This window comes from Xanthomonas sp. JL1, assembly GCF_038405005.1.
This window is the reverse complement of record NZ_JBBYGR010000052.1, coordinates 52,153-71,519: the sequence shown is the minus strand read 5'-3', so window position 1 is coordinate 71,519 and position 19,367 is coordinate 52,153. Positions and strand designations below refer to the sequence as shown.

The window sequence follows — 19,367 nt, the reverse complement described above, 5'->3', positions numbered from 1 at the left end:
TCGGAGTTGGGCCTGCATCACTATGAAGGGCGCAACTGGCGTGGTTTTCACCATCACGCCAGTCTGTGCATCGCCGCATACGGGTTCTTGATGCGCGAGCGCCTGCGCAGTAAAAAAAACTCCGTCGCATTCAAGATGCCTGCAGTATCCAAAAGCGTCCGCCCGCGCCGGTCTGGCCCCAATGCAACGTCACCATCCCAACTCGATTGCCACGCTGGCCTTCGGACTGGCTAGGCTGATCGCCAGAAGCCTCCCACACTGCCCGTGTTGCGGGGTCTCACCGTACCAACGGATTCGGATTTAGTAACACAGTAGAACTAAGGTCGGCGCGCTCGGCCTGGACATGATGACCCGCACCTGCACCGTCCAGGTCAACCTGGACTATGCCAGCGAAGCGGACATGGTCAAGAAATTTCGTGTCTCGCTCGCGTTGCAGCCGATTGCCACTGCACTGTTTGCCGATTCGCCATTCACCGAGGGAAAGCCTAACGGCTACCTCAGCTACCGCTCGCACATCTGGATCGATACCGACGCCGACCGCACCGGTATTCTCGATTTCGTATTCGAGGACGGCTTCGGTTACGAGCGCTATCTCGATTATCTGCTGGATGTGCCGATGTATTTTTCCTATCACGACGGCACCTATATCGATGCCAGCGGGCAGAGCTTTCGCGATTTTCTGCGCGGCGCCGACGCCAGGCCATGGGGGCGGCTGTGCGCGCTGTCCGCGTTCTGGGTCGGTTTGCTGTACGACGACCCGGCGCTGGATGCGGCCTGGGATTTGGTCAAAGATTTCAGCAGGAGCGAACGCCACGCGCTACGCGACGGGGTGCCGCGCCATGCACTGAAGTTGCCGTTCCGCAATGACAGCGTGCAGAACCTCGCCACCGAAGCGGTGAAGATCGCCCTGGCCGGCTTGCGTCGCCGTGCGCGCCTGAATCGCGATGTCCAGGACGAATCGCGATTCCTCGAACCGTTGGTAGAGATCCTGCATAGCGGCGAGACCGCCGCCGAGCGCAAGTTGGCGCTGTATCACGGCGTCTGGCAGGGCGATATCGACCGGGTGTTCGGCGAGTTCGCGTACTGAGGTGTGCTCCTCGCCGAACCAGATGCCGTGGCGGGCGATGCGAGTGCCAGCGTCACCGGATGTCAGTGCTGGGGTCTGTTGGCGGTGGGCGGTTGAAGGCGGGTCGCCGCACAGGACTGCATCGCCTTTTCGTCTTCCTGGGTTTCGATGCGGATCTTGCGCATCGAGGCGAGAGTGTGTTGGATGCCGAACAGGGTCAGCAGACGGCAGGCCTGGCTGGCTGAAAGTTCCGCTTCGATATCGTTGTAAGTGAACGTCGTCACGCCGTTTGCGTTGAAACGCAGCGATTGAATGAAGCGCTTCCGCGAAGCCGGCGAAAGCAACGCAAGCGGGCTGGATGCATCCGCGTTCGCCAGGTAACGATCAAGTTGCTCGGTGGAACGAATGGGAGCCGTTGGCAACCGCGAAGCGTCTTGTGCATCGACGTGCTTTGCTGCTGCCGCTGGTGCTGCGTCGGTCGGACGTGCCATCGCGCAATCAAGAAATCCTGCCGACACCCAGGTCACCGCTGCCAGCAATGCTGCCAGCCTTTTCGATTCCGGTTTCATTGCGATCTCCTTGGAGGCTCTTTCCGAGCGCCGCGATGGGAGGATTCGGTAAGATTGCCAACGATGGATGTCAATTCTCAGTGATGGATGGTGGTCGACAGGGGGAGCGATGGGGGAGTTCTGAGTCTGTGTTGCCCTTCTCTTTTTTCTGCTTTGCGTCGCGCCGAGCATGTGTTGACGTTGAGTCGGTATCGATGTAAAAAAACGCAATGGTAGGCAGGAGCGAGGAGGTGGCGATCATCCATCGACTAGGATGATCTGAGTGTGGCAGTAAACAAGATTTTTTTGATTACAGCGTTGCTGCAGCCTCCACTTTGGCTTGCGTCGAAAAAGTTCCAGTAATAACGCAAGTATTTTGTTGTTGTTTCATGGAGTAACACTTCTCACGAAAAGGATCAATCATGAAGCTTGGAATGACGCATTGCGTTGCTGTTTTCTGCCTGGTGTCCGGTTTGTCGGTTAATGCATCCGGGCGAGCTGAAGAAGTGTCGATTAACACGGCCGCTGAGCAAGTTGCTGCAGAGTTGGCTACCAATCAGGATGCACAAAAAGCGTTGCGGTTGAGGACGGCTCAGATTCATTCTGCCGAAGGTCTCGCGCAGTACCTGGTCAAAGCCGATGCCTCCAGTCCGATTAATTTGCTTTCCCCCGCTGCAAGGAAAAGGTTTGTCGAATCCTTGCGTTTCAACGCCTCCGGTGTGACATCGTTTAGATACAGCGATATAGAAGCAGAGCTTTCGGCTAGTCAGGCGTATCGGCTACTGTCGCTGTTTGGGTTGGAAAGCAAGGTTTCCAGCATGCGCAAGATTCGCGTCGATTCCGAAGAAGACAGGGCCGTGAGTCGGGCCTATCCAGCGTCAGCCTTCACGCCTGACAGGCGCCAAGACGGAGATCATGAAGATTACGCATGCATAGGCGGGCATACTTGCGAGGAAAGCGTAGGTAAGATTTGCATGAGCGGCTGCTGATGCCATTGCTGCACCCAGTGGCTCGTTTCATCGGCGCTGCCTTGCTCGCCTTGGCAGCGCCGATGGTTTGCGCGCAAACACGCGACGGTTCGCTCTACGATGCACTGGCCGACCTGAGCGAAAGTGCTCAAGTCTCGTCTGGCGCCCAGCGCGCAGAGGCGGTCGTTTCTCTGTACGAACGCATGGTCGGCACCGCCGATCCCTGCGCTGCCGCCAAGTTGCCGTTTGACGAGGACGATCTGTTCCGGGCGACGGTGCTCGCCGAGGGCTATTCGTTCGACCCCCGGTATGTGCACAAACTGGGATGTCTCTATGCGCGCCTGCAGCGACAGGGGCGGGTAACCCGCTGGCACATCATTTCCTATGCCGATGCGTTGGCCTCGATCAGCCGGTTCGACGCGGCGAACCGGATCCTGGCAGCGTTGCCGACGCGGCCTCTCGCACCGCTGCCCACGCTTGCATTCGAGCGACCGTTGGGATCGTCGCGACGCGTGATAGATATCGTCTCGCCGACCCATGCTGTGGTGCGTGTGTTCGCGCTACACGATGACCGTCTGGCCATACTCGCGGTGGTCCATCCGGATTGCCATTTCTCGGCGAACGCGCTCAACGCGATCGTGAGCAGCGAGGACGACCGCTGGCTGCGCGAGCGGCTCGTGCTGCTGGTCGCACCGGGCGCCAGGCCGCCCATCGACGGCATCGCGCAATGGAATCGCCGCCAGCCCATGCTGCCGATGCACCTAATGTATCAGCGCAGCGACTGGGCTTTCCTGCACAGCACCGGTACGCCGACGTTCTATCTGGTGCGTGGCAGCACCATCCTCGAGACGTTCGCGGGCTGGCCCAATTCCGATGGACTGGCCAGGATGAAGGCCGCGTTGCAGCGGGAAAGCGCGGCAGAACACGGCAGTCGGCAACGGCGCTAGTCGGATCAGCCTCGTGTGTCTTGCGTGCAAATTTATGTGCTGGCCTGGCAAGGCAGTGTCACGCACACCCGCAGGCCGCTTTCGGGACGGTTGTTCAGCTTGATTTCGCCGCCGTGCGCGAGCACCGTGCTGTGCGCCACTGATAGGCCCAGGCCGATGCCGCCGGTATCGCGGTTGCGCGAGTTTTCGCCGCGGAAGAACGGCAGAAACAGCTTTTCTTGCTGGTTGGGATCGATGCCAGGGCCATCGTCGTCGATCCACAGCACGCACTCGGTGGCTTCGCGCCGCAGGTGCAGACGCGCGCGCTTGCCGTACTTCAAGGCGTTCTCCACCAGGTTCATCACCATGCGCCGCAGCGATAGCGGATCGCCGTCGAGGGTGATGGCCTGGCCGGCGTGCAGGCTGACGTCGGCGCCGGTGTCCCTGGCATCGTCCACCACACTCTCCACGAGGAGGCGGAAATCCAGTGGAGAGCGGGGAGTGCGGTGGCTGTCGTTGTGGATGAAATGCAGCGCTGCGGAAATCATCGCCTTCATTTCGTCGATATCGGCCAGTGCCTTGTCGCGCAGCGGTGGTTGCAGGCCATCCAGGCGGAACGACAGCCGCGCCAGCGGCGTGCGCAGGTCGTGCGCGATCGCCGCGACCATGTGCGTGCGTTCATTGATCAGGCGGTTCAGGCGCGCCTGCATCGCATTGAACGAATCGGCTGCGCGTACGATTTCCGGCGGGCCAGTGCGTTGCAGCGCGGCGGCATCGGGGTTGCGGCCCAGGCGGTCGGCGGCTTCGGCAAAGCGCTTGATCGGTGCCGACAGCGCCCGCGAAAACCACCAGGCCAGTGGGACGTTGGCCAGCAGACCGGCCAGGAACAGCAGTACCACATGGGTCTTGAACTCGCCAGAGAGGCGGCGACGCGGCGATTCCACGGTGCGCCAGCGGCCGTCGGGTTGTTGCAGGGCAGCGGTGAAGCCATCCAGTAACGGGACGCCGGGGGTCAGCCGTTCGCTTTCCCAGGCGCCGTGCATTTCATCCGGACCTGGCCCAGTGCCGGACAGCGCACCTGGCTGGCCGTCGCGCGGCCAGTTGTGCGGAAAGGGCGGCAGACCTTGCGCACCAGCACGTTCGTCAGCCACGCCCTCGGCATCGACAGCGCGCTCCTGGGTGGACCACCGCTGCGGCGGGAGCATGACCGGCTGCGGCGCTTCGCGATCGTTGGCGTGGCGATAGAACCGCACCTGAGCTGCGGGCACATCCAGCCAGTGGGCAAGCAGCATTTCGGCGAACGGGTCGCGCACCTGGCCTATCGGCGGCATGGGCGCCTGCGCCGAGTCATGCACTTTCAGGGTCCGGGTGCCGGCCGGCATGCGGGTCGATAGCAGCGCCACCACTTCCGGTGGATGCACGGGCGGCTCATACACGGGGGTGTGCATCACCAGCAGGGCGATGCCCACCGCCTGGGCGGTGAGCAGGGCTACCGCCAACAACACAAAGGTCCGCGCAAAGATCGACAGCCCGCGCCGTGCCGGTTTGCTCACAGGCGCGAGACGCTCGGCAGCAGCATGTAGCCCTCGTTGCGTACGGTGCGAATCAATTCGGTATGGACGCGCTCGTTGATCTTGCGGCGCAGGCGGCTGATCTGGCTGTCGATGGCGCGGTCGTAGACGTCGGTATCGCGGCCGCGGGCGCACTCCAGCAGCTGGTCGCGGCTGAGCACGCGCTGTGGGTGTTCGACAAAGGTGCGCAGCAGCGCGAACTCGCCGTCGGAGAGATTGATGAAGATGCCGGTGGGGTCGCGCAGGTCGCGGCGCACCACGTCCAGCCGCCAGCCGGCGAATTCGTAGACATTGCCGCGCTGATCGGACTGCTCGTTGCTGGACTGGCTGCGCCGCAGCAGGGCGCGCACACGGGCGAGCAATTCGTGCGGGTTGCAGGGCTTGGCAAGGTAATCGTCGGCGCCGACTTCCAGGCCGATGATGCGGTCGGTGTCGTTGCCCAGCGCGCTGAGCATGATGACCGCAGGTGAACCGCGCTCGCTGGCCAGGGTGCGCGCTGCACTCAGCCCATCTTCTCCCGGCATCATCACGTCGAGTACGATGAGGTCCGGGCGGCGCTGTGCCATGACAGAGCGCATCTCCGCCACGTTTTCGGCCATGTCCACCTGGTAGCCGTGCGCGCTCAGAAATTCGCCGATCAGCTTGCGCAGATCAGGGTCGTCGTCGACCACGAGAACGCAGGGTGGTTGCAGGTCCATGGAGGTCATCGTCTGTGGCGCGGAGGTTGGCCCGCGCAAGGTGGTGGCTGCCGGATAGATGGTGCTCGCAATTGCAAGTCTGGGAGCACGCATCATAATGACCGAATTTGTCAACCATTGGCACACGTGTAACGTACCATGATAGAACGGGACATCGTGCAGGAAACTACGGCATCGACACGATGCCGCTCTACTGGTGCGTGCGCGCATGACAAGGCATTTCCGATGATGCGGGTGATCAGTCGCGACAACGGCGTGGGCCTGACCCGCGACATGGTGCTGATGGCCGAAACACTGCGTGCCGGCGGCGTGCCGGTGCAGGAAGTGGGATTCACCAGCCAGCGCCTGCACGACACCGGCCGCGAGGTGCGCCTGTGGGCCAGCCGCGTGCTCTTCGGGCAGGTGCCGCTACAGATCTTTTCCGAGCGCGTCTACAGGCGCTGCCTGTTGCTGGGGCAGATCAACCTGCTGGTGCCCAACCCGGAATGGTTGCTGCCCAAGTGGCTGCCGCTGCTGCCGCGCTTCGATGCGGTGCTGTGCAAGACTCACCATGCCGAGCGGATCTTCCGCAGCCTCGGGTGCGCCACCCGCTTCATCGGTTTCACCAGCCCTGACCGGTACGACGCGCGCGTATTCCGTCAGCGCGCCTTCTTTCACTTGGCCGGGCGCAGTACCGCCAAGGGCACGCGTGTGTTGCTGGAGACCTGGCAGCGACATCCTGAGTGGCCGTTGCTGACGGTGGTGCAGAACCCGCGCACCGCCGGCAAGCCGGTGGTGGCGCCGAATATCGACCACCGCGTTGGATACCTAGACGATGCCGAACTGCGCCGCATGCAGAACGCGCATCTGTTCCATCTATGCCCCTCGGAGGCCGAAGGCTTCGGCCATTACCTGATGGAAGCGCTGAGCGTGGGTGCGGTGACGCTGGCCACCGACGGCGAGCCGATGAACGAACTGATCAAGCCCGAACACGGTGTGCTGATTCCCGTGGCGGAGGTGCGTCAGCGCCATCTTGCATCGTATTACTACGTGGACGCGGCAGGCATCGCGCAGGCCGTGGAAAGCGCCCTGGCATTGCCGCAGGCGCAGCTGGATCAGTTGTCGGCCAACGCACGTGCGTTCTACCAGGCCAACGATGCCGCATTCGCCGCGCGCTTTCGCAATGCGGTGCTGGCGTCGCTGCCGGGACATGCTGTGGATCCGGTGGCCATCGTGGCGCGGGCAGCTGCCGAAAACTGACGGCGTCAGCGTTCGCGTTGCCACTGGCGGATCTGCTGCATATTCCGTGGCGCAGGCCGAAGATGGTGTTACATGCGCTGCGGATGCCGGCAAGCGCCAAGACACGCCGGCATGCGGCGCGTGGCGGCAAATCCGCAGCAAAGCAAGCTGCAAATCTCCCCTGGAAAATGCGGCATAGCCCGCGTTCGCCATCTGCATGCGGTGCGCAGATGCGTCATCCAGCCAGGGAGATTCACGATGGTCCATACCCAACCACGCGTCGCTGTCAGCGCCGCACTACTCGCAGCGCTCAGCTTGGGAGGTTGTGCGAATTTCTATCGTACTGCGCAGGATGCGCCACCGCCCCACGCGCATTGGGCGCCAGTACGACCGCCGCCGCCGAGTGCAAGAACAATCGATGCATTAGAGGCTTGCGTGCGGGAACAAGGCTTGGTCCCAGCTCCGCCACCTGCCGACGTCGCGCACCACGCCGCGTCGGAGCGAGTGGATCAGGCAAGCTTCGACGGCTGCCTGGTACGCAGGGGCGTAGCGCTGTCACCGCCACCGCCGCGTGCTGACGGTGCCGAGTCGCCGGGTGCGCGTGCCGACAGGCATGTATTTGGCGAACCTGATGCGGCAGACGGACCGCCGGGTCCACCGCCTTACGATTCCGAATTCGACGCAGCGCTGCAGGCATGCGCTAACGCGGAAGGCATCGCAGCGCCATTGCTGGAGCTGCCGCCGGACATGCTGGCGGAATGCCTGGGTGTCGCAGGATTTGCACCGTCACAGCCACCGCCACCGCCGCGCTGATGCGGATACCCCACGTCAGCGGCCAGCAACGGTGCGGACAGTCGGCAGGGTCAGGTTGCGGCGGTAACTGCTCGCAGACATGGATTGGGTCCGTCTCGCGCGCGTATGCAGTACGCGGCTCGTCGGGCATGTCTGCGCAATGGACGTGCTGCGCTGCGGCTAACAGGTGGCCTCTGTGTGCCTGTTCCGTCAGCGCGCAGTGACTGCAGCGCCGTCCACCAACCAATGGCGGTGATCGCGCTCGCCACGATCACGGCCGGCAAGCGGCCGGCCATCGCTTTTCTTGAAGCAAACCATATACTGCCCCCCAGTATTTTGCCGGAGCCGCCATGCCGCATTCGCCGCATGAGAAAAAGCGAGCCCTAGCACGCGTGCGCCGATTGCGCGGGCAATGCGACGCGCTCGAGCGGGCGCTGCAGGCGGGTGCGGACTGTGCGCCTGTCTTGCAGCAGATCGCCGCGATCCGGGGTGCCGTGAATGGGCTGATGTCGCAGGTGCTCCAAGCGCATATCCGCGAAGATTTCGGACACGCCGCCGCATCTGATGCGCAACGCGCCGAGCGGGTGCAGGATCTGCTCGGCCTGGTCCGGTCCTACCTCAAATAAATCTCCCACCTGGCCGGTGCTTGCCGTGCCCGTTCTCGAACCGCATCGTCAGGAGCGTCATCCCATGAAATCCCGTGCAGCAGTTGCATTCGGACCCGGCAAGCCGCTGGAAATGGTCGAAATCGACGTCGCACCGCCAAAGGCTGGCGAAGTGCTGGTGCGCATCACGCACACCGGCGTGTGCCACACCGATGCGTTCACGCTGTCCGGCGACGACCCGGAAGGCATCTTCCCGTCGGTGCTTGGGCATGAAGGCGGCGGCATCGTCGAACAGGTCGGCGAAGGCGTGACCAGCGTCAAGGTGGGCGATCACGTGATCCCGCTGTACACCGCCGAATGCCGCAAGTGCAAATTCTGTCTGTCCGGCAAGACCAACCTGTGCCAGGCCGTGCGCGCCACCCAGGGCAAGGGCTTGATGCCCGATGGCACCACGCGCTTCTCGTATAACGGCGAGCCGATCTATCACTACATGGGCTGCAGCACCTTCAGCGAATACACCGTGGTGCCGGAGATTTCGCTGGCCGTGGTCAACCCGGAGGCGCCGCTGGAAAAGGTCTGTCTGCTCGGTTGCGGCGTCACCACCGGCATCGGTGCGGTGCACAACACCGCCAAGGTCAAGCCGGGCGAAAGCGTGGCGGTGTTCGGCCTGGGCGGCATTGGGCTGGCGGTGATCCAGGGCGCGGTGCAGGCCAAGGCCGGGCGCATCCTGGCAATCGACACCAACCCGGGCAAGTTCGATCTGGCACGCAGCATGGGCGCCACCGACTGCATCAACCCGAAGGACTACGACAAGCCGATCCAGGAGGTCATCGTCGAGTTGACCGATGGCGGCGTGGACTTCAGCTTCGAGTGCATCGGCAACGTCAATGTCATGCGTTCGGCGCTGGAGTGTTGCCACAAGGGCTGGGGCGAGAGCGTCATCATCGGGGTGGCCGGTGCCGGCCAGGAAATCAGCACGCGCCCGTTCCAGCTGGTCACCGGGCGCGTGTGGCGCGGCTCGGCCTTTGGCGGCGTCAAGGGGCGGACCCAATTGCCTGGCATGGTGGAGCAATCGATGAAGGGCGAGATCGATCTGGATCCGTTCATCACCCACACCATGCCGCTGGAAGAGATCAACGAAGCCTTCCACCTGATGCATGAAGGCAAGTCGATCCGGACCGTGATTCATTTCTGACCGTACGGCCAGGAGCGGCGCGTGGCCGCTTCCGCGCACGTAGTACACAAGACTCCGGGAGGGGCGTCATGACGCATGTGTCGATTCATTCTTCGGTAGATGGCGGTGTTGCGCGAAGCGGCGCGGAAGGTTTTCAAGGCGGCACCCTTGAATGCCACTGCGCCAGTGACAAGGTGATCGTCGACGTGTCTGCGCAGACCGCGCCCAACCATGCCTGTGGTTGCAGCAAGTGCTGGAAGCCCGACGGCGCGAAGTTCTCCGTGGTGGCGGTGGTCTCGCGCGACACGGTCAAGGTGACGGCGCACGAAGAGAAGCTGACGCTCGTCGATGAAAGCGCGACGATCCAATGCCACGCGTGCACCGGGTGCGGCGTGCATCTGTATGGCCGGATCGAGAACAACGACCACGCGTTCTACGGCCTGGATTTCGTGTCCACCGAGTTGTCGAAGCAACAGGGCTGGTCGGCGCCCGGTTTTGCTGCGTTCGTGTCGTCCATGATCGAAACCGGCACGCCGCCGGAGCAGATGGATGGGGTGCGCGTGCCTGACCGAACTCGGGTTGCCGCCATACGACTGCCTGTCGCCGGCGTTGATGGATGCCCTGTCTGCGCATGTCGCGCGCAACAAGGGTCTGTTGCATTGATGGTCCAACCCTGCAGCCGGCGATCCGGCTGCGGGGTTTTCTCTTCGTAAGGAATCTTCATGGAACGTATCGAACATCGTGCCTGTTTTGGCGGTTGGCAGGATGTCTACCGGCATCAGTCGCAGACCTTGGACTGCCGCATGCACGTGGGCGTATACCTGCCGCCGCAGGCCGCCGATGGCCCGCTGCCGGTGCTGTACTGGCTGAGCGGTCTGACCTGCACCGAGCAGAACTTCATCAGCAAGGCAGGGGCGCAGCGCTACGCCGCTGAGCATGGCGTGATCCTGGTGGCCCCCGACACCAGCCCGCGTGGCGACGATATAGCGGATGCGGACGGCTACGATATCGGCAAGGGCGCGGGTTTCTACCTCGATGCCACACAAGCGCCGTGGGCTGCGCATTACCGCATGTACGACTACGTGGTGAACGAGTTACCGGCGTTGATCGAAGCACACTTCGCCACCACTGGCGTGCGTGCGATCAGCGGCCACTCGATGGGCGGGCATGGCGCCTTGACCATCGCATTGAAAAACCCGGGACGCTATCGCAGCGTGTCGGCGTTTTCGCCGATCGTGGCGCCCAGCCAGGTGCCATGGGGCGAGAAGGCGTTTAGCCAGTATCTGGGCGACGATCGCGCCACGTGGAACGCGTACGATGCTACGGCCTTGATCGCTGATGCTCAGGAACGCTTACCCTTGTTGATCGATCAGGGAGACGCGGACGAGTTTCTTCAAAACCAGCTGAAAACAGTGTTGTTCGAAGATGCGGCCAAGGCAGCCGGCTATCCGGTGACGGTGCGGCTGCAACCCGGTTACGACCACAGCTATTACTTCATCTCAAGCTTTATGGGCGAGCACATTGCGCATCATGCTGCGGCCTTGCGGGGATGAGCGTGGGCGGTTGTGGGCGCGACGTGGGATGAGCACGGCGGCTGATATTTGCGTGACATGGCGGCATCGGTCGCGACTACACGCTGCTGCACCCGGGTGGGTCGGTTCCTCAGCAAGACAAGGCTCTCCATGGCGCATGACATCCACGCGCGTCCGCAATTCTATGCACGTCTTGCTGGTGCTCTCTATCTGGCAGTCATCGTGCTTGCAGGCTGGGCCGAAGGCTATGTATCCAATGCGTTGATCGTTGCAGGCGATGACCAGGCGACGCTGCGGTCAATCGTGGCGCACGCCGCGCTTTGGAAGATGTGGCTTGGCGCCAATCTAGTGGTGCCATTGCGTGCAGTCGTGCAGTGATGAATCGACTATCTGTTGCTACGGCCAGCGGGTCGTGGTCTGGCGTTGTTGTTTGTGCTGTTGAACATCGCATCGCTGTCAGTCGAAGCAATCAGCAAGGTGTTCCAACTGAGGGTGTTGCCGCTGGCCTCCAGTGCGACGGGTGCATCACCGGAGCATGGGTTCGCGCTGGCATCAATGGCATTGCTGGGCCACGGCATCGCGTTCAATAGCGCCGATCTTTTCTGGCGCCGCCTGCCTGGTCAGCGACAGTGTGATCTATCGCTCCACCTACCTGCCGCGCACGGTGGGTGTGCTGATGCTGTTGGCCGGTATCAGCTATCTCATCGCCGCATTTGCCCAGCAGTTGGCGCCGGAATTTGCTGCAACGATCAACCCGGGCATCCTGCTGCCGGTGCTGGTTGGCGGAACGACGTTGTGCCTGTGGCTGCTGCTCAAAGGCGTCAATCGCGCGCGCCGGGATGCAAGGGTTTCAGAATCTTCGGCTTAGCGGACGTCGCGCATTTCCCAGTGCGCGCCGGCTAACGCCTGCATACGCTGTTTGAAGAGAGCGCCGGGAATGCTGGTAGTGGCAACCAGGTCGATGCGCAGGTCGTGCTGCCTGCCAGTCACCGTCGCTGCCGGGTCTGTGATGCCCAGGCTGGGATCCACCTCGTCCGGGTCGGGCTGCAGCTGGCGCCAACGGTCGAACCAGGCCGGGTCGCGCAGCGCAGACTGCAACTGCTCGGCGAATGCGTCGGCGCCATTGGCGGTAAAGCTCACCGAGGGCGCGCTACCACGAGCGAGCTTTGGATCGGGCAGGCTGATCGAATAGCTGACAGGCATATGCATACCTCAGATCGATGACGCCGGCACGTTAGTGCAGGGCAGGTGAGCATTCCGTCGACGGGTGGGCAGGGATGCCGCGCAAGGTCCCGCGACGATGGGCGAGCAAGGAGGAGTTGAGATGGTCGGTGCGCATATAAAAAAGGCGCCTTCCGGCGCCTTTTTTGGAGCTACGACTCGTTACTTCAGTGCCTTGAAGCGCAGGCGCTTCGGGCCGGCGTCGTCGCCCATGCGGCGGCGCTTGTCTTCTTCGTACTCGCGGTAGTTGCCCTGGAAGAACTCCACGTGCGAGTCGCCTTCGAACGCCAGGATGTGCGTGGCAATACGGTCCAGGAACCAGCGGTCATGCGAAATCACGAAGGTATTGCCGGGGAATTCCAGCAACGCATCTTCCAGCGCACGCAGTGTTTCGATGTCCAGGTCGTTGGACGGTTCGTCGAGCAGCAGCACGTTGCCGCCCTGTAGCAGCGTCTTGGCCATGTGCAGACGACCGCGCTCACCACCGGACAACGAACCAACCATCTTCTGCTGGTCCTGGCCCTTGAAGTTGAAGCGGCCGATGTAGGCGCGCGACTGGATCTCGATGCCGTTGATGTTGAGGATGTCCAGGCCGCCAGCGATTTCCTGGAAGACGTTGTGGTTGCCTTCCAGCGCGTCGCGGCTCTGGTCCACATAGGACAGCTGCACGGTGGGGCCGACCACGATCTCGCCGGAGTCCGGCTTTTCCTGGCCGGTGATCATCTTGAACAGGGTCGACTTACCGGCACCGTTGGGGCCGATGATGCCGACGATGGCGCCTGGCGGCACGATCATCGACAGGTTGTCGATCAACAAGCGGTCGCCGAACTTCTTGGAGACATTCTTGAACTCCATCACCGCGTTGCCCAGGCGTTCGCCCGGCGGGATGAAAATTTCGTTGGTTTCGTTGCGCTTCTGGTAATCGACCGACTGCAGCTCTTCCAGGCGGGCCAGACGTGCCTTGCCTTTGGTGCGGCCGCCCTTGGCGTTCTGGCGCGACCATTCCAGTTCCTTCTGGATCGCCTTCTGGCGCGACTTTTCCTGGTTGTCTTCCTGTTTGAGGCGCTCGTCCTTCTGGGTCAGCCAGTCGGTGTAGTTGCCCTTCCACGGAATGCCGCGGCCGCGGTCCAGTTCCAGGATCCATTCGGCAGCGTTGTCGAGGAAATAGCGATCATGCGTCACCGCCACCACGGTGCCGGTGTAACGCGCCAGGAACTGCTCCAGCCATTCCACCGACTCGGCGTCCAGGTGGTTGGTGGGTTCGTCGAGCAGCAGCATGTCCGGCTTCTGCAGCAGCAGGCGGCATAGCGCCACGCGACGCTTTTCGCCACCGGACAGCTTGCCGACAATCGCCTCCCACGGCGGCAGGCGCAGCGCATCGGCGGCAACATCCAGCTGGTTTTCCAGCGTATGCGCGTCGCCGGCAGCCAGGATCGCTTCCAGGCGTTCCTGTTCCTTGGCCAGCGCGTCGAAATCGGCGCCTTCTTCGGCATATGCCAGATACACCGCATCCAGCGCGGCCTGGGCTTGCAGCACGTCGCCCACGCCTTCTTCCACTGCTTCGCGCACGGTGTGTTCGGGGTTGAGCTGCGGTTCCTGCGCCAGGTAGCCGACCTTGATGCCAGCCTGCGGGCGGGCTTCGCCCTCGAAGTCGGTGTCCACGCCGGCCATGATCTTCAGCACCGTGGACTTGCCCGCGCCGTTCAGGCCCAGCAGGCCGATCTTGGCGCCTGGGAAGAAGCTCAGGGAGATGTCCTTGATGATCTGCCGCTTGGGCGGGACCACCTTGCTGACGCGGTTCATGGTGTAAATGTATTGCGACATAGGTGCTCCGGGGGACGCAGGCAGCCCGCCGGCCGAGGCCGGGGGCGGCGGAAAAGGGATTGCGTCGATTATACGGGCAAGTGGCCTGGCCCGCGGCGGCACGCCTGCAGCTAAACGGCATCTTGCGTCCGGCCTGAATAGGCTTTTTCGTAATCGATTCCGGCAAGAATGCATTAAGGCGTCCAGCCTCATTAATGAAATTACGACACCGTGAACAGGAACTGTCATGCATCGCAAACGCATCGTTACCGTTGTGCTTTCCTCCATCCTGGCGCTGGATGCCTTCGCACCGGCTGCATTCGCCGGGGATTGGGATCGCGACCACGATCGCCGCGGCCATGACCGCGGCTATGGCCCGGATCATCGCCGTGACTGGCGCGACGATCGCCGTGACGACCGCCGTGACGACCGCCGTGACGACCGCCGCGAGTGGCGTCAGGACCGCCGTTACTACAGCAACGGCTACCGTGATGGTTATCGCGACGCCCGTTACCAGGACCGTCGTTACGACCGCAATCGGGTCTATGTCTATGACCTCCCTGGGTACTACCGCCCCGGCCCGCCGCCCCGTCCGTATTGGGCCCGTGGCCAGCGTTATCACGGGCCGGTCTATGTGGTGAACGACTACGACCGCTATGACCTGCGTCGCCCACCATACGGCTACCGCTGGCAGCGCGACGACCGCGGCAACCTGCTGTTGGTCGCCATCGCCACCGGCATCATTGCCGACCTGGTGATCAACAATTGAGCGTGGCGATCAACCTGCGCGGCCAGGTGCGGCCAGCGGATCGGTGACGGCAACAGGGCGTGCTTCGGCGCGCCCTGTCGTATTGTGGTAGCCCCGCTTTACGATCCTCAACGCACCAGGGCCTTCAGCAATCCGCGCTGACGCGACGTGATTGCTTGATCGAAACGACGTACTGCAGCACATTTTGGTGTTGCTGCCTGCGGCGATGGCGCGAACACTTGCGCGAGCCGGCATGGGAGGCATTGCCGGCGCGCTGGCGTGCGGCATCGCCCAGGTTCACCAGCCCTGGCGGCAGTGCCGCGACGTGCACACCGTTGCGCATCCGCTCACGTGTTTCGGTCATCTGCAGGCGTGCGCGCTGGGCTTGTGTCAGTTCATTGATGGTCGACGCCAAGCTGACGACCATCTTGCATGGGAGGACACGAAAATGACCTCGCTTTGCATTGAAGCTGCATCCGGATAGCAAAAGCGTGACATCCGACGACTTCGAAGTCTGTAAGTCTCCCGGGGAAAATTTATGCTGTCGCGCCGCCGGCCACTTGCTGCGTCGGAGGCGAGACGTCCGTGCCGTGATCGGTGTCGTCAAGGCCCGGCCACCAGCGCTCCCCCTCTGTGCACGCCGAGGCGACGATGTCTTGACTAGAGACCTCCACCACACTGGCAATCTCCTCATGAACAAAGCGCTTGTTTCCCCGGCCGTGATGGCCGTGTTGTACGCGGCCGCGGTTACCGCCTTCGCCCAGGACGCTGCCGGCACCGATGCCGTTCCGCGCGGCAGCTTCACCACGACCTCCACGACCACCACCACCACGACCTCCAACACCACGACCTCCAACACCACCAATTCCAACGCCACCCAGCGCGCGCTCCAACTCGACGCGGTCAAGGTGACCGGTAGCTCGGTGTCGCTGGGCAGCGGCAACATGGAGGTGCAGTCCGCGCCCAAGGCCGTGTCCACCATCAGTCGCCAAGCCATTATCAGGGGCGTGCCCGGCGCCAACTTCACCCAGATGCTGTCCAGCATCCCCGGCGCGATCGCGGCCACCAACGACATGACCGGCCTGAGTGACGGCAGCTTCACCGTGCGCGGCTTCACCGCCGACGAGATCGGCGTGACCCTCAATGGTGTGCCACTCAACGACTCGGGTGATTACACGATCTACGCCACCGAGTACGGCGACACCGAAAACATGGGCGACATCACCGTCGAGCAGGGCTACCCGGGCGTGACCTCACCGGTGATCGGCGCAGCCGGCGGCAACATCGCCTGGGTGACCGTCGATCCGACCGCCGATGCCGGCTTGGACGTGAGCCAGAGCTTGGGCAGCAATCACTACAGGCGCACCTTCCTGCGCTACAACACCGGTGACAGCGGTCCGGTCCGTTCGTGGTTCTCCTATTCTAACAACCAGGCCGACCAATGGCGCGGCGATGGCCAGTCCACGGTGACCAAGATCGACGCCAAGTCGGTGTGGACGCTGGACGACGGCGACGCGATCACCGGCGCGCTGCAATACACCCGCCATGTCAGGAACGGCTACCGCAACCTGACCAAGGAGCAGATCGCCGCCACTGGCTACGACTTCGGGTATGTCCAGTCCTACAAGTCGGCCGATGCCAGTGACTGGGTCGGCACCCAGACCAACCCGTTCCGCAGCTGGATCGCCAACCTCGACGGTGAGTTCACACTGAGCGACAGCCTGCACCTATCGGTGGTGCCGTACTTCGTCTACGGCTACGGTGGTGGCGGCTACGGGTACGCCAGTACCTATGTGTTCTACACCTTCGACACCTTCCGGCCAGGCATCCACGTCAAGTTCAAGCAGGACGTTGGCATGCGCGACAGCCTGGAGTACGGCATGCTGGTCGAGCGCCCGCGTGAGCAAGGTTCCAATGTCTTCCTCCCGGCCGACCCACAGGGCCACCCTGCCGATGTCTGGGGCCATGACAGCCGGTATTACTACAAAAACGCCAACGGTAGCCCGCAGGTCGCCTATCGCTTCTACTCGACCACGCCCACCTACCGCGCTTTCGCCACCAACACCTGGACGCCTAACGACCAGTGGACGCTGACCGTTGGTGGCGCCTATACCTGGGTGCAGCGCAAGGGCTGGTATTCGACCTGGCCGGGCGCAGACCTGGGCATCGATCTGGCCACGCCGGGAAACAGCTCGCTGTACGCTTCCGGCGCGAATACGTACAAAAAGTTCACTCCGACGGGGGGCGTCAAGTTCCAACTCGATGAGCAGAACCAGTTATTCCTCGGGGTCGGCAAGACCTCCCGCGCGCCGATCAACACCGCCGCGCTGTACGACTTCTGGAACGCCGCCTACGCCAGTGCCATCGGTTCGCAGACATCGATCAGCGATGCCGAACCCGAGCAGGCGCTGACCGCCGACCTGGGCTGGCGCTACTACGGCGACAATCTGAGCACGGTGCTCGATCTGTATGCGACCAACTTCGAGCACAAGCAGTTCAGTGGCGCCGATCCGATGACCCACGCTCCGGTCTACTACCAGTTGGGCAGCGTGCAGATGCGCGGCGTCAATGCCGAGTTGAGCTACAAGGTCAACGACCTGTGGTCTGTTTATGCCTCCTATGCGTACAACAAGAGCCAGATGAAGAGCGATGTCGCGCTTGGCGCCACCACCTATGCCACCGACGGCAAGACCCTGGTCAACGCACCGAGAAACGTCGGATATGCCTCGGTCAACTACACAGGCCAAGCGCTGTGGGCCAGCCTGAGCGTGAATGCGCAGAGCAGGATCTGGGGCACCTTCCTCAACGCCGGTGGCTCGGACGCTGGTGGATTTGCCACCGTCAACCTCAACAGCGGCTACAACTTCCATGACATCGGCAACCTGAAGAAGCCTTACCTGAAGGTCAACCTGTTCAACCTGGGCAACCGCAAGGCGCTGATATTCTCGGCGACCACGGCGCTGGACGCCACGGCCTCGGCAGCGAGCTGGCAACTCCTGCAGGACCGCACGTTGATGGTCACCTTTGGCGGATCGTTCGCGCTGTAAAGCGCCACGGCGCAGGCGCGGGCACTTGCCTGCGCCTGGGTTTGCTTTCAGGCAGGCAGCTGTCTTCGGGCCTGCCGGGGTTGAACTGCTGTCGGACCCGGCCCGCGTGCAGGGCATATCACCTCAAAGCGCGCAACACGCTTTAAACTACGCGCCTGCCATCTGTCCATTCCTCTGGAGACCTGATGTTCTCGCGCGATGTCCGACTGGAAACCTACGACCCCGAACTGGCCAAGGCCATCGCTGCTGAAGCCGGCCGCCAGGAGGATCACGTCGAGCTGATCGCCAGCGAGAACTACTGCAGCCAGCTGGTGATGGAAGCCCAGGGCAGCCAGCTGACCAACAAGTACGCCGAAGGCTACCCTGGCAAGCGCTACTACGGCGGCTGCGCGTTCGTCGACATTGCCGAACAGCTAGCGATCGACCGCATCAAGCAGGTCTTCGATGCCGATTATGCAAATGTGCAGCCGCACAGCGGCTCGCAGGCCAACCAGGCGGTGTATCTGGCGCTGCTGCAGCCGGGCGACACCATTTTGGGCATGAGCCTGGCGCATGGCGGCCACCTGACCCACGGCGCCAAGGCCAACGTCTCCGGCAAGCTGTTCAACGCGGTGCAGTACGGCGTCAACGAGCAGGGCCTGATCGATTACGACGAAGTGCAGCGTCTTGCGACCGAGCACACGCCGAAGATGGTGGTGGCCGGTTTCTCGGCGTATTCGCAGAAGATCGACTGGGCCCGCTTCCGTGCCATTGCCGACAGCGTTGGCGCCTATCTGTTCGTGGACATGGCCCACATCGCTGGCCTCGTGGCCGCCGGGGTGTATCCCAGCCCGATGGAACATGCGCACGTGGTGACGTCGACGACGCACAAGACGCTGCGCGGTCCGCGTGGCGGCATCATCGTCGCCAAGGGCGCCAGCGAAGAATTGCAGAAGAAGCTGCAGTCGATCGTGTTCCCCGGCATTCAGGGTGGCCCGCTGATGCACGTGATCGCCGCCAAGGCGGTTGCGTTCAAGGAAGCACTGGAGCCGGCGTTCAAGACCTACCAGCAACAGGTGGTCAAGAATGCTCAGGCGATGGCCAACACGCTGATCGCACGCGGGTACAAGATCGTCTCCGGCGGCACCGAAAACCATCTGATGCTGGTCGACATGATCGGCCGCGACGTCTCCGGCAAGGATGCCGAAGCCGCGCTGGGCAAGGCGCACATCACCGTCAACAAGAACGCGGTGCCCAACGACCCGCGCTCGCCGTTCGTTACCTCGGGCCTGCGCTTGGGTACCCCGGCAATCACCACGCGCGGTTACAAGGAACCGGACAGCATCGATCTGGCCAACTGGATCGCCGATGTGCTCGACGCCCCGACCGACGAAGCGGTGCTGGCGAAAGTGCGCGATGCAGTGACCGCGCAGTGCAAGCGTTATCCGGTGTACGGCTGAGCGTCGCAACG

At 62.8% G+C, this 19,367-nt stretch carries 19 protein-coding genes and 2 pseudogenes; 15 read left to right on the top strand and 6 right to left on the bottom strand.

All coding sequences use genetic code 11. The features are described from left to right. Positions 1-234, top strand: a pseudogene (locus tag WJW29_RS12405) (IS701 family transposase); the annotation flags it as partial. A gap of 85 nt (positions 235-319) precedes the next feature. Beyond that, positions 320-1,087: pseudogene (locus WJW29_RS12400) on the top strand (glutamate-cysteine ligase family protein); the annotation flags it as partial. Positions 1,088-1,149: 62 nt separating this feature from the next. Here the strand turns inward: WJW29_RS12400 and WJW29_RS12395 are convergent. Continuing rightward, positions 1,150-1,635 carry a hypothetical protein gene (locus WJW29_RS12395; protein ID WP_011409407.1) on the bottom strand — a complete coding sequence of 162 codons (486 nt, stop codon included), beginning with the start codon at positions 1,633-1,635 and terminating at the stop codon, positions 1,150-1,152. Between the two features lie 401 nt (positions 1,636-2,036). Between WJW29_RS12395 and WJW29_RS12390 the strand changes: the two genes are divergently transcribed. Next, the gene (locus tag WJW29_RS12390) at positions 2,037-2,603 is read left to right on the top strand and encodes a hypothetical protein (RefSeq protein WP_011409406.1); all 567 of its coding nucleotides are present in this window, start codon (positions 2,037-2,039) and stop codon (positions 2,601-2,603) included. After that, entirely contained in the window at positions 2,603-3,529 is a 927-nt protein-coding gene (locus tag WJW29_RS12385) for a hypothetical protein (protein WP_024712625.1), read from the top strand. The genes WJW29_RS12390 and WJW29_RS12385 overlap by 1 nt, the downstream gene beginning before the upstream one ends. A gap of 32 nt (positions 3,530-3,561) precedes the next feature. On the opposite strand, the gene WJW29_RS12380 is transcribed toward WJW29_RS12385, so the two are convergent. Together WJW29_RS12380 and WJW29_RS12375 are read right to left on the bottom strand one after the other, a co-directional pair. Further along, positions 3,562-5,061 carry a HAMP domain-containing sensor histidine kinase gene (locus WJW29_RS12380; RefSeq protein ID WP_011260274.1) on the bottom strand — a complete coding sequence of 500 codons (1,500 nt, stop codon included), beginning with the start codon at positions 5,059-5,061 and terminating at the stop codon, positions 3,562-3,564. After that, on the bottom strand, positions 5,058-5,777 hold the full coding sequence (locus WJW29_RS12375) for a response regulator transcription factor (protein ID WP_042465749.1): 720 nt from the start codon (positions 5,775-5,777) through the stop codon (positions 5,058-5,060). The genes WJW29_RS12380 and WJW29_RS12375 overlap by 4 nt, the downstream gene beginning before the upstream one ends. 138 nt (positions 5,778-5,915) lie before the next feature. On the opposite strand from WJW29_RS12375, the gene WJW29_RS12370 reads away from it, so the two are divergent. The 8 genes from WJW29_RS12370 (at position 5,916) to WJW29_RS12335 (ending at position 11,966) form a co-directional block, all read left to right on the top strand. Next, on the top strand, positions 5,916-7,016 hold the full coding sequence (locus WJW29_RS12370; RefSeq protein WP_011260272.1) for a glycosyltransferase: 1,101 nt from the start codon (positions 5,916-5,918) through the stop codon (positions 7,014-7,016). 429 nt (positions 7,017-7,445) lie between these two features. Continuing rightward, positions 7,446-7,808, top strand: coding sequence for a hypothetical protein (locus tag WJW29_RS12365; RefSeq protein WP_041182493.1), 363 nt, complete (start codon positions 7,446-7,448; stop codon positions 7,806-7,808). 329 nt (positions 7,809-8,137) lie between these two features. Beyond that, positions 8,138-8,413 carry a metal/formaldehyde-sensitive transcriptional repressor gene (locus WJW29_RS12360; protein ID WP_011260271.1) on the top strand — a complete coding sequence of 92 codons (276 nt, stop codon included), beginning with the start codon at positions 8,138-8,140 and terminating at the stop codon, positions 8,411-8,413. Between the two features lie 64 nt (positions 8,414-8,477). Next, complete coding sequence (locus tag WJW29_RS12355) at positions 8,478-9,587, top strand: S-(hydroxymethyl)glutathione dehydrogenase/class III alcohol dehydrogenase (protein WP_011409400.1); 1,110 nt, start codon at positions 8,478-8,480, stop codon at positions 9,585-9,587. Between the two features lie 68 nt (positions 9,588-9,655). Next, positions 9,656-10,279, top strand: a complete 624-nt coding sequence (gfa, locus tag WJW29_RS12350; RefSeq protein WP_229002692.1) for an S-(hydroxymethyl)glutathione synthase — start codon at positions 9,656-9,658, stop codon at positions 10,277-10,279. A 9-nt stretch (positions 10,280-10,288) separates the two neighbouring features. Beyond that, positions 10,289-11,119: an S-formylglutathione hydrolase gene (fghA, locus tag WJW29_RS12345; protein ID WP_011260269.1), complete on the top strand. Its 831-nt coding sequence runs from the start codon at positions 10,289-10,291 to the stop codon at positions 11,117-11,119. A 129-nt stretch (positions 11,120-11,248) separates the two neighbouring features. Further along, positions 11,249-11,476: a DUF4386 family protein gene (locus WJW29_RS12340; protein ID WP_012444166.1), complete on the top strand. Its 228-nt coding sequence runs from the start codon at positions 11,249-11,251 to the stop codon at positions 11,474-11,476. A gap of 157 nt (positions 11,477-11,633) precedes the next feature. Then, a complete protein-coding gene (locus tag WJW29_RS12335) occupies positions 11,634-11,966 on the top strand; it encodes a DUF4386 domain-containing protein (RefSeq protein ID WP_011409398.1) in 333 nt (110 codons plus the stop codon). Here the strand turns inward: WJW29_RS12335 and WJW29_RS12330 are convergent. Both WJW29_RS12330 and ettA read right to left on the bottom strand, forming a co-directional pair. After that, on the bottom strand, positions 11,963-12,301 hold the full coding sequence (locus tag WJW29_RS12330; RefSeq protein ID WP_019299887.1) for a hypothetical protein: 339 nt from the start codon (positions 12,299-12,301) through the stop codon (positions 11,963-11,965). The genes WJW29_RS12335 and WJW29_RS12330 overlap by 4 nt on opposite strands. Positions 12,302-12,481: 180 nt before the next feature. Then, positions 12,482-14,143 (bottom strand): energy-dependent translational throttle protein EttA, encoded by a 1,662-nt coding sequence (gene ettA / locus WJW29_RS12325; RefSeq protein WP_010367724.1) that lies wholly within the window; start codon positions 14,141-14,143, stop codon positions 12,482-12,484. Positions 14,144-14,369: 226 nt separating this feature from the next. Here ettA and WJW29_RS12320 point away from each other — a divergent pair, with 226 nt between their 5' ends. Continuing rightward, positions 14,370-14,891: an RcnB family protein gene (locus WJW29_RS12320; protein WP_011260265.1), complete on the top strand. Its 522-nt coding sequence runs from the start codon at positions 14,370-14,372 to the stop codon at positions 14,889-14,891. A 124-nt stretch (positions 14,892-15,015) separates the two neighbouring features. Here WJW29_RS12320 and WJW29_RS12315 read toward each other — a convergent pair whose 3' ends face one another. Beyond that, the gene (locus WJW29_RS12315; RefSeq protein WP_233282854.1) at positions 15,016-15,477 is read right to left on the bottom strand and encodes a hypothetical protein; all 462 of its coding nucleotides are present in this window, start codon (positions 15,475-15,477) and stop codon (positions 15,016-15,018) included. Positions 15,478-15,562: 85 nt separating this feature from the next. On the opposite strand from WJW29_RS12315, the gene WJW29_RS12310 reads away from it, so the two are divergent. Both WJW29_RS12310 and glyA read left to right on the top strand, forming a co-directional pair. Then, positions 15,563-17,917: a TonB-dependent receptor gene (locus tag WJW29_RS12310; RefSeq protein WP_041182269.1), complete on the top strand. Its 2,355-nt coding sequence runs from the start codon at positions 15,563-15,565 to the stop codon at positions 17,915-17,917. 185 nt (positions 17,918-18,102) lie between these two features. Continuing rightward, positions 18,103-19,356 carry a serine hydroxymethyltransferase gene (glyA, locus tag WJW29_RS12305; protein ID WP_011260263.1) on the top strand — a complete coding sequence of 418 codons (1,254 nt, stop codon included), beginning with the start codon at positions 18,103-18,105 and terminating at the stop codon, positions 19,354-19,356. The last annotated feature ends 11 nt before the right edge of the window (positions 19,357-19,367 follow it).